This is a genomic window from Neobacillus sp. DZ-9 (assembly GCF_059587065.1).
Genome location: NZ_JCAIOL010000002.1, coordinates 112,843 through 129,378, shown reverse-complemented (window position 1 = coordinate 129,378; position 16,536 = coordinate 112,843). Strand labels below are relative to the sequence as shown.

18 protein-coding genes and 1 riboswitch are annotated in these 16,536 nt (G+C 37.1%); of the genes, 7 read left to right on the top strand and 11 right to left on the bottom strand.

The window, feature by feature from the left end; translation table 11 throughout:
- Positions 1-22: 22 nt before the first annotated feature.
- From AC59HZ_RS04965 to thiT, 9 genes are all read right to left on the bottom strand, one after another.
- A complete protein-coding gene (locus AC59HZ_RS04965) occupies positions 23-2,038 on the bottom strand; it encodes an ABC transporter ATP-binding protein (RefSeq protein ID WP_496544771.1) in 2,016 nt (671 codons plus the stop codon).
- The gene (locus AC59HZ_RS04960; RefSeq protein ID WP_496544770.1) at positions 2,035-3,792 is read right to left on the bottom strand and encodes an ABC transporter ATP-binding protein; all 1,758 of its coding nucleotides are present in this window, start codon (positions 3,790-3,792) and stop codon (positions 2,035-2,037) included. The genes AC59HZ_RS04965 and AC59HZ_RS04960 overlap by 4 nt, the downstream gene beginning before the upstream one ends.
- 402 nt (positions 3,793-4,194) lie before the next feature.
- Positions 4,195-4,509, bottom strand: coding sequence for a YbjQ family protein (locus AC59HZ_RS04955; RefSeq protein ID WP_496544769.1), 315 nt, complete (start codon positions 4,507-4,509; stop codon positions 4,195-4,197).
- Entirely contained in the window at positions 4,490-4,726 is a 237-nt protein-coding gene (locus AC59HZ_RS04950) for a sigma-Y antisigma factor component (protein ID WP_496544768.1), read from the bottom strand. Before AC59HZ_RS04950 ends, AC59HZ_RS04955 begins: the two co-directional genes overlap by 20 nt.
- Positions 4,723-5,070, bottom strand: coding sequence for a YxlC family protein (locus AC59HZ_RS04945; RefSeq protein WP_496544767.1), 348 nt, complete (start codon positions 5,068-5,070; stop codon positions 4,723-4,725). The genes AC59HZ_RS04950 and AC59HZ_RS04945 overlap by 4 nt, the downstream gene beginning before the upstream one ends.
- Complete coding sequence (sigY, locus tag AC59HZ_RS04940; RefSeq protein WP_496544766.1) at positions 5,024-5,581, bottom strand: RNA polymerase sigma factor SigY; 558 nt, start codon at positions 5,579-5,581, stop codon at positions 5,024-5,026. Before sigY ends, AC59HZ_RS04945 begins: the two co-directional genes overlap by 47 nt.
- Before the next feature lie 138 nt (positions 5,582-5,719).
- Entirely contained in the window at positions 5,720-7,714 is a 1,995-nt protein-coding gene (locus AC59HZ_RS04935; protein ID WP_496544765.1) for a transglycosylase domain-containing protein, read from the bottom strand.
- 61 nt (positions 7,715-7,775) lie between these two features.
- Complete coding sequence (locus AC59HZ_RS04930; RefSeq protein WP_496544764.1) at positions 7,776-8,231, bottom strand: helix-turn-helix transcriptional regulator; 456 nt, start codon at positions 8,229-8,231, stop codon at positions 7,776-7,778.
- Positions 8,232-8,382: 151 nt separating this feature from the next.
- Positions 8,383-8,967: an energy-coupled thiamine transporter ThiT gene (gene thiT / locus AC59HZ_RS04925; protein WP_496544763.1), complete on the bottom strand. Its 585-nt coding sequence runs from the start codon at positions 8,965-8,967 to the stop codon at positions 8,383-8,385.
- A gap of 73 nt (positions 8,968-9,040) precedes the next feature.
- Positions 9,041-9,147, bottom strand: a riboswitch (TPP riboswitch).
- A 198-nt stretch (positions 9,148-9,345) separates the two neighbouring features.
- Here thiT and AC59HZ_RS04920 point away from each other — a divergent pair.
- From AC59HZ_RS04920 to AC59HZ_RS04895, 6 genes are all read left to right on the top strand, one after another.
- A complete protein-coding gene (locus tag AC59HZ_RS04920; protein WP_496544762.1) occupies positions 9,346-10,506 on the top strand; it encodes a histidine kinase N-terminal domain-containing protein in 1,161 nt (386 codons plus the stop codon).
- A gap of 106 nt (positions 10,507-10,612) precedes the next feature.
- Positions 10,613-11,170, top strand: a complete 558-nt coding sequence (locus AC59HZ_RS04915) for a GNAT family N-acetyltransferase (RefSeq protein ID WP_496544761.1) — start codon at positions 10,613-10,615, stop codon at positions 11,168-11,170.
- Positions 11,171-11,307: 137 nt separating this feature from the next.
- Positions 11,308-12,615, top strand: coding sequence for a hemolysin family protein (locus AC59HZ_RS04910; protein ID WP_496544760.1), 1,308 nt, complete (start codon positions 11,308-11,310; stop codon positions 12,613-12,615).
- 156 nt (positions 12,616-12,771) lie between these two features.
- Positions 12,772-13,206: a MerR family transcriptional regulator gene (locus AC59HZ_RS04905; RefSeq protein WP_496544759.1), complete on the top strand. Its 435-nt coding sequence runs from the start codon at positions 12,772-12,774 to the stop codon at positions 13,204-13,206.
- Positions 13,207-13,266: 60 nt separating this feature from the next.
- A complete protein-coding gene (locus tag AC59HZ_RS04900; RefSeq protein WP_496544758.1) occupies positions 13,267-14,619 on the top strand; it encodes a hemolysin family protein in 1,353 nt (450 codons plus the stop codon).
- Between the two features lie 115 nt (positions 14,620-14,734).
- Positions 14,735-14,917 carry a hypothetical protein gene (locus AC59HZ_RS04895; RefSeq protein WP_496544757.1) on the top strand — a complete coding sequence of 61 codons (183 nt, stop codon included), beginning with the start codon at positions 14,735-14,737 and terminating at the stop codon, positions 14,915-14,917.
- Positions 14,918-14,987: 70 nt separating this feature from the next.
- Here AC59HZ_RS04895 and AC59HZ_RS04890 read toward each other — a convergent pair whose 3' ends face one another.
- Positions 14,988-15,284, bottom strand: coding sequence for a hypothetical protein (locus AC59HZ_RS04890; RefSeq protein ID WP_496544756.1), 297 nt, complete (start codon positions 15,282-15,284; stop codon positions 14,988-14,990).
- Between the two features lie 254 nt (positions 15,285-15,538).
- Between AC59HZ_RS04890 and AC59HZ_RS04885 the strand changes: the two genes are divergently transcribed.
- Complete coding sequence (locus tag AC59HZ_RS04885; protein ID WP_496544755.1) at positions 15,539-15,850, top strand: HesB/YadR/YfhF family protein; 312 nt, start codon at positions 15,539-15,541, stop codon at positions 15,848-15,850.
- A gap of 53 nt (positions 15,851-15,903) precedes the next feature.
- Here AC59HZ_RS04885 and AC59HZ_RS04880 read toward each other — a convergent pair whose 3' ends face one another.
- Positions 15,904-16,443: a hypothetical protein gene (locus AC59HZ_RS04880; protein WP_496544754.1), complete on the bottom strand. Its 540-nt coding sequence runs from the start codon at positions 16,441-16,443 to the stop codon at positions 15,904-15,906.
- Between the last annotated feature and the right edge of the window lie 93 nt (positions 16,444-16,536).

Here is a 16,536-nt window from a genome sequence, read left to right as displayed (position 1 = left end):
TGAAAAGAAGGGCCTCCTTTACCTAACCGGCCAGTTCACTGCCGCCTTGCTGCAGCTGATACATCTGAAAATATTTGCCCTTACCGGCCATTAACTCGTCATGTGTTCCTCTCTCCACAATCGTTCCTCGATCTAAAACAAGAATTTGGTCGGCATTTCGGATGGTTGACAAGCGGTGAGCAATAATAAAAGTTGTTCTGCCTTTTTTTAACACTTCCATTGCTTCTTGAATAACAGTTTCCGTTTCGGTATCAATACTGGAGGTAGCTTCATCGAGAATAAGAATTGCCGGATTAAATGCCAGCGCCCGCGCAAAAGAAATAAGCTGCCTTTGTCCGCTTGATAGGGTGCTTCCCTTCTCTATCACTGGTTCATCATAACCATTCTCTAAATTTCTAAACACCTTATCTGCACCAACATCCTTTAGGGCTTTTTCCACCTTTTCTCTCGTAATCGAAGGATCATTTAGGCTCACATTCGAAGCAATTGTCCCTGAAAACAAATAAGGATCCTGTAGGACAATCCCCATATGATTTCGGATTGACTGCCGCGGCAAACTTTCTACATCTTTTCCATCAATCGTAATTTTCCCTTTCTGGCAGTCATAAAAACGGAACAGTAAATTCATGATTGAACTTTTCCCTGAACCAGTATGGCCTACCAGGGCGACAGTTTCACCCTGCTTCGCCTGGAAATCGATATTCTTAAGGACATACTCACCATCTTTATACCCAAAAGAAACATTATTAAAAGATACATTTCCTTTAAACCTTGAAACCCGTTCTGTGCTGACATTTTCACCATACTCATCCATTAGTTTAAAAACTCGCTCACCCGCAACCAGAGCCTGCTCCAAATTGGCTAATTGATTTACAATACCCTGAACTGGCTGGAAGAGACGATTGATATAATCCACAAAAGCATAAAGCATTCCGAGTGAAATGATGTTTGCAGGCAGAAGCGACTGGGCCCCAAAATACCATATAAAAGCCACAAAAATTAGGTTTCTTAATATCCCAACGAGGTTATGTGACGTTAAAGAATTTAAGCTTAACAATTTGTTTTGATAAGTAAAATGATCATTATTAAGCTTTTCAAACTCCTCTTTCGTATCATCTTCCCTGTTAAACGCCTGAATAATCGTCATTCCTTGAATGGATTCATTGATCATGGCATTGATGTCACTATTGCGTGATCGAATAACACGATTATATTTGGATGCATACTTTCGGTAAACCAACACCCAGATATACAGGATTGGCAACAATAATAAACAAATCGCGGCTAACTTCACGTTCAAAATAAACAAGGCAACATATATACCTGTTATATAAATTACACTCGTAAAAAAGGTAGCAAGCACGGTAACGTAAAGCTCCCGGATCGCTTCTGTATCATTCGTAATTCTTGCCACTACTTTTCCTGCGGGCAGATTATCGAAATATTGGATTGAAAGTCGTTGGATATGGCCAAAAATATCCTCACGCATTTTTTGAATGATTCGGTTTGCCGATTTTTTCAGCAGATAGCGTTCACCAAATTGAAAAATGGCCGAAACCACTAATAATCCAAAATAAATGAACAATAATTGAATAATCGACGGGATTTCCGGCTGATAAAATTTAAGGAGTTCTCCTCCCTTTAAGATTTTTACCGGATAAACTGCTTTCTTATCCCCTTTTCTAATAATTAAGGACCCTTCAGCAATCGTTCTTTTTCCATCAAATTCTAGCTCTCTATCAAGGAAAATAAATTTTGAGCCTACCTGTAGAATCCTGATTTGCTGCCCTTTTTGTTCACCATCTACAAAATACTTTCCTCTTTTGTAAAATTGACCATTATACTCTACCGCATTTGCGTCCTTCTTGGAAATATACCATTTTGACTCAATCCCTAAAATATGCTGATCAATCACCTTTTTGGCAATTAAGGGACCTGCTAGATCTGTGACTACCGAGATGGTGAGCATGACTAATGCAGCTATAATAATCTTTTTATAAGCTAATGCATATCCAAATAATCGTCTGCCTGTGGTCATGCTGACACCTCCTCTTCTACGTTTCCTTCAATTTGCTGTCGTAAAAATTGTTCTTTATACCACCCGTCACCCGCAATGAGCTGTTTATGTGTCCCTTCTTCAATAATTCTTCCTTCATTAAGGACAATAATATGATCAGCATGCTGAACAGCCGACATTCGGTGGGTGGTGATAATCGTTGTTTTGTTATTTCTGACATGGCGGATATTATCAATAATTCTTTTTTCGGTTTTGGCATCAACCGCTGATAATGAATCGTCGAGAATGAGAATTTCCGGATTTTTAATAAGTGCACGTGCAATCGAAATCCTCTGCTTTTGCCCTCCGGAAAGAGCTACCCCTTTTTCACCAACCATTGTACTTAACCCTTCCGGAAGCATCTCAAGATCCTTTCGAAATGCAGCAAGATCGATAGCACTCTCTAATTCTTGATCGCTTGCATCCTTTCTGCCGAAGAGAATATTCTCCTTTACACTTCTTGAAAATAATACATGGTCCTGGGGTACATAGCCAATCCAATTTCGTACTTGATCCAGCATCTGCTCTTCAATCGGAACTCCAGCAATGGATAGTTCACCGGTTCCAAGCGGGTACTGCCTTAATAATTGTTTGATAAAGGTTGTTTTTCCGCATCCAGTTTTACCGACTATCCCCAGTGTTTGACCTTGAAATAATTGGACATTCACATTTTCCAAATTGTTATTTTTAGAGGATGGATAGCGAAATGTTACCCTCCTGTATTTTATATTTTCAACAGAATTTATTGCCACCGGATTACTTGGATTTTCAACGTCCTCCTGATAGGCCAATGTTTCATTGACGCGGTCTAGTGAAGCATTTCCCCGTTGCATCACGTTGATTAACTCGCCAATTGCAAACATAGGCCATATCAACATTCCTAAATAGACATTGAAGGAAACAAGATTGCCTAAAGTAATCGTTTGATGAAAAACTAAATAGGCCCCATAGCCAAGCCCGATTAAATAACTGATTCCAACCAGGATCTTAATGGTTGGATCAAACAAAGAATCAATCCGCGCTACTTTTAGGTTTTTTTGATAAACATCCTCTGTTAATAGATGGAACCTATTCCTATCAGCCTGTTCTTGGACATAGGCACGAATGACCCTTACTCCCGCAACTGATTCCAGAACCCGGTCATTTAACTCACCGAAAGCATCCTGTGCCTCCATGAAGCGAGTGTGAATTCTCTTACCATAAATCTGCATCAGGATTGCCATAACCGGCAAGGGAATAATGGCTGCTAACGTTAGCTCCCAGCTAATAAATAATCCCATTGTCAACAACAAGGTCAGCATCCAAACACTGGAATCAACCAGCGTTAAAATACCGAATCCAGCGGTAATCGAAATTGCTTTTAAATCATTAGTTGCTCGGGCCATTAAGTCTCCTGTTCGATTCTTTTCATAAAAAGATGGCGTCATCTTTAATAGGTGCTGCACAAACCGTGAACGAAGCTTTCTTTCAACAAGGAAGGCGCCGCCAAACAATTTGTACATCCATACATAGGTGATTCCGTAGGATGAAAGCATGATCAATAAAAGAGCACCTAAATATTGAAAGATTTTATTTTTACTCATCTCCCCAACATGAATATTATCAATCGCCATACCAATCAATTTTGGCGGCAGCACATCTAATATTCCTACCAAAATTAATAAACTTACCGCAATAACATATCTCTGCCAGTTTTCTTTGAAAAACCAGCTTATTTTTTTTAATACCGAAAACATGATGTTCCTCCCCCTTTTGTTTTACTATCCGCCTTCTATCTCTTCAGCTAAATGAATAAGTCTAACCTCAACAATTAGTAACATCACATGTTCCTCCCCCTGTTCATGTAAAAATAAAAAAGAGACATACCGCTGTATAAGTGCAGTATGCCTCTGGAAAAAAGAGACAAAAAAACACACATTACGCATCAATAAAGAACGCAACCTGTGTTTTGTCAATTTTTAAATGTACGTTAGAAAGGAATTAAAGAGAATTCTCTTCAGGACAGGTTGCAATTAAATATTTAGTTTTAAAATTAACTTTTCTAATTCTAATCATGGCGCAACCCTCCATTTCCTATTTTTTCTTCCTTTGTTAGATTATCACCAGTTGCTATGAAAGTCAATTCCCATTTTTCAGAATTATTCTGCCTTTACCGCTGTTCCATAAGCGATTAATTCTGATGCCCCTTGCATGACCGAACTAGATTGTAATCTCATGGCGATGATGGCATCTGCCCCTAACTGCCTGGCTTCTTCTGTCATCCTCTCAATCGCCTTTTGTCTCGCTTCATTTAACATATCGGTATATTCCTTTATTTCTCCGCCTACAATGGTCTTTAGCCCAGCCAATAAGTCCTTGCCAATGTGCTTGGATTGGACTGTACTTCCCTTGACCAAACCAAGCACTTCTTTAATTTCCCTGCCTGGCAGGTAATCAGTCGTAACAATCATCATAATTTGGATTCCCCTCATTTCTTCTCTTTTTACGAAAAATTTTTCTCACAAAAATCAAATAAAATAATGTAGGCATTGGTGCTTGAATAAGGCCGACAATACCCCAAAGCCAATAATTATGATTATGTTTACGGGCATCTAAAAATAAATATATGCTTTGTACTAACAAAATAGCAGCCACTAAGATGATGACGGTAAACGAATCCTCTCCCTTCATCCTCTATTCACCTTCTCCATTAAACGTGTCCCACTATAAAATGCTATAAAAATGGTCGTGGCAAACTGTAGAAATATAAAAACAGCAGGCATTTGAAATAAGGAAATCATAATCCCACACAAAATGATTATCGCTACTATTAAAAATAAAGCCAAATCTCTAATGAGTTTTTTCCTAATTCGCTGTTTTTCCGCTAATACCATTTGTTTAAACCATTGTAGATCAGGTGAATAGACTGGGAATTGCTCCATTTTGTTTAAACCTTCTTGCAACTCAGAAACAGCTAAAATGTCCTGATTATTTTGTTGATCGCTGTCCAAAACGATGACTTTCTGTTTCTTCACTTAGGTTCAGCTCCTTTCTGACTGATTTGATCCCATTATGAACTCTTGATTTCACCGTTCCAGGAGATATTTTCAGCCATTCGCCTATTTCTTCGTAGGAGTAGCCATAATAATGCTTTAATATTATGGGAATACGGACGTCCTCAGGCAGTCTACTGAGTGCCTCCAGAGCGTCGTTCCAGTCTTCATTTCTGCTTTCAAAATGCCACTTCAGCTTTCGGTAAATTTCCTCTTGTCCCTGCCAGTTCTTTTCTCTTTTTTTCTTTCGGCACTGATCAATATATGTATTTGTCGCAATAGAAACAAGCCATGTAGAAAATTTGCTTTGTCCATTATATAGGTGAATCTTTTGAATACATTTTGCCATTGTCTCTTGAGCTAATTCTTCAGCTGTATCGGGATTCATTGTAATTTTCATTAAATATTTTACAAGGAATGGATAATGTTCTTTAAATAACATGGCAAACGCAAGATGATCCCCATTTTTAGCATTTTTTATTAATGCATCCATTTAGCACTAACCCTCTCCTTCCCCCATATTCCTTGTTTTTTCTCTCTTTATTTTTGACGAACAAAACTAACTTTCGTTCATTCTAAATTCATTTTATAATTAAACATTGGAAAAAAAAACACGGATTGCTCCGTGCCCTTAATCACCTTTTCCATGTCCCTTATTTTTTCCTTTCTTTTCCCACTTGTCTATTTGCTTGTTCCATTTATCTTCCCACTTTTGAATTTCATTATTAAATTCCTCTTGAAAATTAAATCGATTTTTTTCTTCCAAAGCGGAAATATGCGTCACATTAAATTTTATTTTTGGTTTATTTTTTAATGCTGCCGACATTACTTCACGAAATATAACAGCAGAACCTGTTTTACTGGTGGGAGTGATATAATGTTCCACATCTGTTTTATCATAACCGACCCAGATAGCACCCACGAGCTGTGGTGTATAACCGACAAACCACTGGTCTTTCAGACCATTAATTCCTTTGATCGGTACTTGGGTGGAGCCTGTTTTTCCTGCCGTTTCGCGGCCAGGGATTTGGGCGGCTTTTCCTGTACCTTCTTCCACAACGCCGAGCAGCATTGTTGTCATATCATCCGTCACTGCTTTCGTCGTGACTCTCTCCTTTTTGAGTTTCCATTCAGCAACCACATTGCCATTTGCATCATTGATTTTTTTGATCACATGCGCCTTCACTTTGACACCATTATTCGGAAATACAGAAAAAGCTTCTGCCATGTTTAGGGGAGAGACTCCTTTATGCAAGCCACCAAGGGCAACCGATAAATTCCGGTCCGCTTTATCCAGGGAAATACCGAATCGTTTAACTGAATCCAGCCCCTTTTCAATTCCGATTTCATTTAAAAGCCATACCGCTGATACATTTTTTGATTCCTTAACCGCGTCATACATCGGGACTTCTCCCATATATTGATGATCGTAATTACTAGGCTGATAATTTCTAAATTTCATCGGTTCATCTATTAGCATATCCGTGATTTTCCAACCCTCTTCTAGCGCTGGGGTATAGACAGCTAATGGCTTAAATGAGGAACCGGGCTGTGCTTTTAATTGGGACGCCCGGTTGTAGCCTCTAAAAGTGTGTTCTCCCCTTCCTCCTGCAAGGGCTCTGACTCCGCCTGTTTTGGGGTCTACTAATACCCCACCGCTTTGAACTAGACGGTCTTTTCCTCTTGGAAATAAACTGTTATTTTGATAGGCTGATTCCATTACCGATTGCATATTGGGGTCAAGCTCTGTATAAATTTGATAGCCACCAGTAAGCAGATCATCTTGCGATAACCCATACTGATGAATTGCTTCGTCTAATACCTGATCGACATAATAAGGGAATTTACCGCGGAACGGATCACCGCCCTTATCATCTAAAACCACTTTTTCTTGTTTGGCTTTTTCATATTGTTCATTTGTAATATAGCCTTGATTTTTCATTTGAAGTAGTACAAGATTTCGCCTGTTAACTGCTTTTTGCATATGGTCATATGGATTTAGGGCAGACGGAGCCTTAATTAAACCGGCAAGCAGAGCGGATTCACTAATCGAAAGCGCCTTTACCTCTTTGGCAAAATATTTTCCTGCCGCTTGCTTAATTCCATATGCCCCATTCCCAAAATAAATTTGGTTTAAATACATTTGTAAAATTTCTTGTTTCGAATATTCCCGCTCAACCGCCAATGCTAAAAAGATCTCTTCCATTTTTCTTTTAAGCGTTTTTTCGGATGTTAGGATAGTATTTTTCGTCAATTGCTGTGTGATGGTGCTGCCGCCTTCTACCATCCCTCCTGCCTTCAGGTCACGGAAAAGCGCCCTTGAGGTACCAATTAAATCAACACCTCCATGTTGATAAAATCGATGATCCTCGATGGCAATTACGGCATTCTTCATTGATTCAGGGATTTCCTTAATTGGAACCCCTTCATTTTTATTCGCCGAAACCTTGCTCGCTATTTTCCCGTTTACATCATAAAAAACCGTTGGCTGGGGTAGTTCATTTTTAAGTTCAGATATATTGGCATTCTTGGAAAAAAAATAAATTGCGCCAAAGAAGCCTAAAATAATTACTAATCCGATTAATACCACGATTTGGACTCCATGCCATTTTTTCAAATTTTTCATAGCTGCCTCCTATTTCGAAGAGAAAAAAAAAGACAGGAGAACCCTATCTTATGTTTAGATATTATTCACTTTTCGTCAACTCTTTAAAACGCTGTTTCGATAGCTTCTCATCAAAGCTGCTAAAAATCCGATAATTGCCTTCGTCCAGTATCCTAAAATGTTTACTGAGGATATTTTGTTGGAGAATAAATCCGCTTTTCTTGGATAGTGCTCTCCACCAGATCCGGCCGCCCAATGTTTTCGTTTTGCGGTAATCAATTCCTTCTCGAGCTACCGTTTCCAATACCTCTAGTGGCTCATTACCAAATAAAAATTGTACTGTTTCCGTTTCCCGGAAAAGAGCACAAATAGCAACGACTGTTGACCAGTTAGCAAGGACTCTTCCTTTTTCAATTTGAACAAGTGTTTTCTTTGATACACCAATGATTTCAGCCATTCTATCCTGGGTATAGCCTGCTTCAGTCCGAATCAAGCGAAGCTTTTCAGACACTTTCAATATGATTTCATCTCTGGTCATGTTAAGCCCTTCCTTCAATTGCTTATGGTGTAATTTTACACAAGTTCCTGGAATCATTCAAATTTTATCATAAAAAAACTGCTATCAATTCTTTGATAACAGTTTAATGAACTAAATATTATAAACAGCAAGGCTTTTCTTTTGTTAAAACTTATTTTGCATGTACTAGCATTCTCTTTGGCATTGCTCCAATAACAAGAATGACAATGATGGCACTGATTACAAAACTTGGAAGCATATATGTCCCATTATAAAGCAGGGAATAAATCATAACCGGCTGGCCCTTTGGAGCATACTCTCCAAAGAAAACGAACCCTGAAACGAAATGGCATAGATAACGAAGCAAGCTTCCAATGAAAGCACCAAATAATACATAGCTAATCCATTTACCTTTTTTCCCTTCATTAAGCATTTTGCTTATTTGACGTGCAAAAATGCCCGCAAAGCCTACCACTGTAAAAGCTATAAAGTAATCAATAATTCCTTGAATAATTGTAAATACTTGCGCAAAGCCAAGAATGAACTGTAATAATCCTAATAAAAATCCGGTTAAAAGACCGCCTTTAACTCCCCAGCGGAAGGCCATTAGAAAAATCGGCACCATTGCGATTGAAACCGAGCCTCCTTGCGGCCAGATTTTAAACGATAGAATATTTCCTACATAATCCAATAAATACGCGAGTGCAGTAAAAACAGCAACCTCGGTAATAAATAAAGTATTACTTCTTTTAGTCATTTTAATTTCTCCCTCCATTTTGGTAAACAAAAAAAAAGCAATGCAAGACATAAGGATTGTCTGCATTGCTAATCTATCTGGCAAACCACATCCCTACGCTAGTGTTAACTAACAGGTTCATAGGGTCAGAACTCAACCGTTCACTCTCAGCCGCCATTTGCAGCTCCCCCTGTGGAACTATACAATTAATTCTTTATGAATATACTACTATTTCAAATCGAATACAAGGGTAAATTCCAACTATTTTCAAGAGGAGATTTTCGTGACAAATTGACTATGTAAATATTAAGAAAATAATTTTAACATGTTTTTAAGAGGGTTTTTTGTCATTATCAGCGAATTATATGGTAAGGCGTAATGTGTTTCGGGAGGGACAATATGTTTAAAAATGATCAAACAGATTTAATTGCTTTCTTTGATAAACATAAAGATCAATTGCTTCTTGATTGGGAGAATTCATATATTATTTCTAAAGAAGACCCATATATAGAAAAAATAAGCGAAAATGCCAAAGCACTTTTTCATGTTATCTTAAATATGCATAAGTTGACCGAAGAGGAGCTTTTATTAGTAATCGAAAAGATTGCAAAAGAAATATCGGAAGAAAGAGTAATTGCCAATATTAACATTGGGGATTTTGTTTATAATGTAAATCTTGGCAGAACGATTATGTACAGTTATTTAAGCAAAACAGGGATATCATGGGGGGAAATGCAAGAATCGATCAATCGGATTAATTTCTGTTTTGACAAGTTTTTATACTATGCAGTTTCCAATTATACAGAAGCAAAAAACAAAATCATAGAGGAAAAGACTATGTTCATCGACTCAACCCATCAGGATCGGCTAACCCTTTTGGGGCAAATGACATCCAGCTTTATTCATGAATTTAGAAACCCGCTCACATCTGTTCAAGGATTTATCCAATTGCTTAAAGCTGATTTTCCGAATATGAGATATCTTGATATTATTTCAAGTGAATTAGATCAGTTAAATTTTAGAATCTCTCAGTTTCTGTTATTATCCAAGAAAGAATTGATTGGGAAGGAAAAGGATTACTTTAAACTAAATAAATTGATAGACGAAGTTTTGAACTTTCTCTACCCTAGCATACTTGATGGCAAAGTGAAAATAATCAAAGAGTTGTGTGAGGAAATAACGCTGCACGGTTATGCTGATGAAATTAGACAGGTTTTTATCAATATTATATTTAATGCAATTGATGTTTTAAATCATCATGCGAATCCCCATCCAACAATAGGAATTAACAGTACTTTAGAAGACAACAAACACATTATTATTACCATTTCAAATAATGGTCCTGCAATTCCAACTGAATTGCAAAAAACAATTTTTGAACCGTTCTTTACGACGAAAAAACTTGGTACTGGTCTAGGTCTATTCGTTTGTAAAGAAATTATTGAAAAACACAAGGGGAAATTAACCTGTAATTCTACACCGAATAAAACCACCTTCTCCATACATTTACCGATTGCATTAAATTTGGAAACCGAACATTTAATATATGATAGAAACTAATCCCACTTAATAAAAAGGCGGGATTTTTTTTATCTAGGAAATTTCTTCCGACTTCCCTCTATCTTGCATAGGATATAGGAAAAAATTTAAGCAGGAGAAAAGTTCAATGTTTACATTAAAAGTTGATAATGAAATTGAGCTTCAATTGTTCGAGAGGCACCATGCCTCAAAGCTTTTTCAACTAGTTGAGAACAATCGTAATCATTTACGGAAGTGGCTGCCCTGGGTGGACAGCATGACCTCTCCCTATCAATTCGAGACGATTATTCCTGTTTGGCTTAATCAATTCGCGGAAAGTACCGGATTTAATGTCGGGATTCTTTATAAAGGAGAACTAGTCGGCTCGATTGGCTTACACCAAATAGATTGGCATAATAGCATGACCAGCATTGGCTATTATCTTGCAAAAAATGCGGAAGGTCATGGGGTTATGACCCGAGCTGTTCAAGCATTACTTAACTATGCCTTTTTTCAATTGGGGTTAAATCGAGTAGAAATCCGCTGTGGTGTGAAAAATAAGAAAAGCCGAGCGATACCGGAAAGATTAGGATTTGCCAAGGAAGGTTTAATTAGAGATGGCGAACATTTAAATGGTCACTTCCATGACCTAATTGTTTATAGCATGCTAGCTCGTGAATGGAATGGTTCTGGGATCATTAAATAAGAACCTTTAAAGCTGCTTTTATTAGCAGTTTTTCTGTTTAGCTGGCTTTTTTGCTTTTTAAGGCCAATTTTGAAATAATAATGAAAAAATGAGTATTTTAAGTGAGGTGGCATACCTTACGAATGGTAAGGTATTAAATGATTTTAATGAACATATTCATAATTGCTATTTTAATTACACTTACCGCTTTTTTTGTTGCATCTGAATTTGCAATTGTAAAAGTCCGGACAACAAGAATTGATCAACTAGTGTCGGAAGGAAATAACAAAGCGGAGGCAGCAAAGAAAGTAATATCAAATTTAGATGGTTACTTATCCGCAACACAAGTTGGTATCACTATTATTTCCTTAATTCTAGGCTGGCTTGGCGAACCAACCATACGAAATCTTTTACAACCTGTTTTTGAATTCATACCAATACCGTCTGCTATAGAGCACATTATCTCTGTAATTATTTCTTTTATGGCCATTACCTTTATCCATGTTGTCATTGGTGAATTATCTCCAAAAACGTTTGCGATTCAAAAAGCGGAAGAAATCATTTTACTTTTTGCCGGTCCGCTCATCTTGTTTTATAAGGTCATGTATCCTTTTATTTGGGCGCTTAACCGCTCTGCTCGGTTTGTAACTGGGCTTTTTGGAATCCTGCCTGCTTCCGAACATGATATTAGCCTATCGGAAGAGGAATTGCGAATGATTCTTTCCCAAAGCTATGCAAGCGGGGAAATTAATCAATCTGAATACAAATACATGAATCGAATCTTTGAATTTGATGATCGGATTGCGAAAGAAATCATGGTGCCCCGGACAGAGGTGATTTCACTCTCCAAAACTGCCACCATGGAAGAGATTCTTGAAATCGTAAAGGAGGAAAAATACACTCGTTATCCCCTTATTGAAGGAGACAAGGACAATATCTTAGGGATTGTTAATATAAAAGAAGTATTAACGGATTGCATTCAGCAAAAATGTAACGGAGAAGAACCGCTTATGCCTTATTTAAAGCCTGTCATTCATGTAATTGAAACAATTCCAATCCAGGAACTTTTAGTTAAACTCCAAAAAAACAGATCCCATATGGCCGTGTTATCCGATGAATATGGCGGAACGGCTGGGATTGTGACAGTTGAAGATATTTTGGAGGAAATTGTCGGTGAAATTCGCGATGAATTTGATATAGACGAACTGCCTCTAATTCAGAAAAAAGACGATAATCATTATATTTTGGATGGGAAAGTCCTTATTAGCGAGGTAAACGATCTTCTCGGTACTACTCTCGAGGAAGAAGATGTCGACACGATTGGAGGATGGTTTTTAACCCAAAAATTTGACGTGCATAAGGGTGATACGCTTGAAAAGGAAGGTTTCGTATTTCAAATCAAGGAAATTCAAGGTCACCATATTCTCTACATAGAGGTAAAAAAAGCGAAAGCGTCTCCAGAATAAGGAGACGCTTTTCATGTTCCTATTTTTAAAATATTTTGATTTTAATATTCATACGAATGACGATTTTCCCATAAAATGTAGATAACAATGACTACGATAACCAGAACGTTTGACTGTACGGTTTAAATTCTTTATAATTATTGTTAATTTTATATATTGTTGAGGTGGTATGATGGGGCTGTCTATCGAATTGGCGAAATAGCAGAAATAGCGCATGTGTCGAAACGAACAATTGACTATTATACGTCGATTGGCTTACTAAGGGCAGAACGTTCTAAGTCAAATTACCGCATTTATACAGATGAAGCATTAAATGATTTAAAGTTTATCGAAGAATGCAAGAGTTTGCACTTTCCTTTAGACGAGATTCGAAGAAAACTAGAAATGCGAAAAGCTGGGAATATCCATCTTTCTGAAGTGGATAAACATGTTTGTGCGGTAACACAGCAGATGAAGCAGCTTCATAGTGATTTATTTGATCTGCTGCCAATTTTAGAAAAACTGGATGAACAGCAGAAGGAAAAGCTGATTAATAATGTAAGTCTGCTAAGATCTGCTTTAAAAAAATCGCTCGTAAGTGTAACGAGCTAATTTTTGTATAATACTGGGAGGTGACTCCTTACTCGTCTAACAGCGAGCTAAGGAAAATATTTGGACATATTTAACTTGGTTTTAATAGCCATTTTAATTGCATTGACTGCCTTTTTTGTAACTTCAGAGTTTGCTATTGTTAAGATTAGAAGTACAAGAATTGATCAGTTAATTGAAGAAGGAAATTCGAAGGCTGTTTCAGCCAAAAAAGTGATTTCGAACCTGGATGAATACCTTTCTGCCTGTCAGCTTGGGATAACCATTACGGCCTTGGGCCTAGGTTGGATTGGGGAATCGACCATAGAGCATTTGCTTGGTCCTGTTTTCTTAAAATTAAACATTCCCGAGGGAGCAACGGAAATATTATCAATTGCGATTGCATTTGCTTCAATTACATTTTTACATGTAGTTGTTGGTGAGCTTGCTCCAAAAACACTGGCGATTCAGAAAGCTGAGTTCATAACCCTTACGGTAGCACGTCCGCTAATCATCTTTTATAAGATTATGTACCCGTTTATTTGGGTGCTAAATGGTTCAGCGCGTATTGTATCCAGTATTTTTGGCTTAAAGCCAGTTTCCGAAAACGAGATTGCTCATACAGAGGAAGAGCTTCGAATTATCCTATCCGAAAGCTATAAAAGTGGTGAGATTAACCAATCAGAGTTTAAGTATGTAAATAAAATTTTTGAGTTTGATAATCGAATTGCAAAAGAGATTATGGTTCCTAGAACGGAAATTGTTTCTTTATCGAAGGATGATACGTTAGAGACCTTTCTTGAGGTAACACGAGAGGAAAAATTCACAAGGTATCCAATCATTGATGGTGATAAGGACCATATTATTGGGCTTGTGAATATTAAGGAAATGGTGACAGATTTAATTGGAAATGAGAATTTATCAAAACAGACATTAGAAAGCTATACTCGTCCGATAATAAGAGTAATAGAAACAATTCCAATTCATGATTTGCTGGTGAAAATGCAAAAAGACCGGATGCACATGGCGGTATTAATGGATGAATATGGCGGTACCTCAGGTCTTGTAACGGTTGAAGATATTCTTGAAGAAATTGTTGGCGAAATTCGTGATGAATTTGATATGGATGAAATTCCGATGATCCGCAAAATAAAAGAAAACCATTATATCATTGATTCAAAGGTACTAGTCAGCGAAGTGAATGATTTATTGGGCGTAGAAATCGACGATGAAGATGTTGATACAATTGGCGGCTGGATTTTAACTGAAAACTACGAAGCAAAAGAAGGCGACGTCATGGTTCATGAATCCTATACCTTTAAAATCCTTGATATGGAAGAACATCATATAAAATATATTGAAGTGATGAAAAATGCACATAACGGTGAAGCAACTTTACAGCAAATTGCCGTTTCCAAGTCGGAAGTTTTATACTAAATAAATTTTATTTAAAAAAGACCAAAATGTGGTCTTTTTTTTTGCTTTTGATTGTACATTTGTCCAATCATCATTCGCAGAAAAATCATATGTTACTCGTAAGGGGGTGAAGAACATGAGTCATGCAGCTGGGTTATTTTTAGCGTGTATTTTAGCAGGCTTTGCCTTAATAAAAATGCCAACAATCGGTTTTTTAGCTGGCCTTTATCCTTTTTTTCATATCGTTGGAGCTCTTGCCATTCTAATTTTTGCTTTTGCACTTATTTATTATGGATTAAAAGCACTTATTAAAAGTTAGTTACCGCTTTCGATTCTGGATTAAAAAAAGATCAGGTTGTACGTAACCTGATCTTTTTTTATGAAATCATTTATTTCGAATTAATCATAATAATTTCTTCTTCGGCTTTCGCTATTTTGACTAAATGAGAATCAAGTCTGCGGTTAATATTTTGAATTTCACTACTCTTTGTCTCCTCAATTCGCTGCAGCGATTCTTTAATATCAGATAGATCAATTTGGTTCACTGCCACTCTGTGTTCGATACTATCTACTTTTTCTAATCTAGAAAGTCTTTTTTCAATATTATCTAATGTTTCATTAAACTTATTAATTAAAGTTTTGATTTCGTTAATATTCTCATTCAGGTAATCAAGTTCTCGGTCCATATTATCCTCTCCTCTTCTTGATGTACATATTTTATCACCGTTTACACCATGAAGAAGTTGATAAAAACAACAACAATGTGAACACTTCGAGACAATAAAGTGAACAATTTTTTAATTCATCCTTAATGGCAGAAGTCCGTGAATATTATCACAGGCTGAACACTAAAAAAGGTATATTCTTGCAATATAGGGAAAAGAAAATGCTTCCCTCTTTTAAATGGATTCTTACCACATGAAAAGGTTGGTGTAAAAATATGTTCATTTCGATTGACGAAAAGGCTGTCACATGGTTCACTAAAGAGTTTGAATTTAATAAGCCCTTTAGTATTCGAATGTTCCCACGATACGCTGGATTTGGGCAACATCTTAAAGGCTATAGCCTTGCCTTCTCTGCGGAAACTCCTGAAAATATAGGTTTTACAAAAGAAATTGACGGGATTACTTTTTTCATTGAAGGTAACGATGAGTGGTTTTTTGAAAATACGGAAACATATTTGTCCGTAAATGACCTGATAGATGAATTGCAGGTTACTTTTAAGGAAGAAATCGCAACTGCCATTAATTAGAGGCTATTAAAAAGCAAGCCAGTTAACAGACTAGGCTTGCTTTTTGGGTTTGTTTAGTTAACTTGTTTACCTAAGCTTGGAGCAAGTAATTTTGCACTTTCAAATACTGCAGCAAGCTTTTGTTCACCTTGTGCAAAGGTTGCATCAGCAGCGTCAAATACTGGCTTATCCTTCTTCAATTCATCAGCCTTTGCTTGGTATGAGGCAGCATAGTCTTTTACAGCAGCATCAAGATCCGCTTTCTGATCCTTTAGCTCAGCAGGAATTTGAAGACTATTTAGATCTGCGGCTACCGCTGCAGCAGATGCACTAGCAGCAGCTCTATCCTCAGCTGTTGGCAATTCTTCTGGTTTCGCATCCTCCTTTGAGGCCTTCGCAACGTAAGCATTTAGATCAGCATCTTTTGCGTTAATACGCTTTCCAAGATCCATATAGAATTTGACTAATTCCTTTTTTACATCAACCTTAGGAGCAGCTGCTTCTTGATTTTCCTTTGTGTCCTTCTTCGCTGTCTTTTCTTCGTTGCTGCTTGAGCATGCTGCTAGACCAACAGCCATGATTAAAGCTGATAATAATAACAAAAACTTCTTCATTTCATAATCCCCCTAATTCTTTATATATTAGCGTTGCTTTTTTTACAACATTTAATAAGACGAAGAATATAAAAAAAGGTTTCATGGATAATT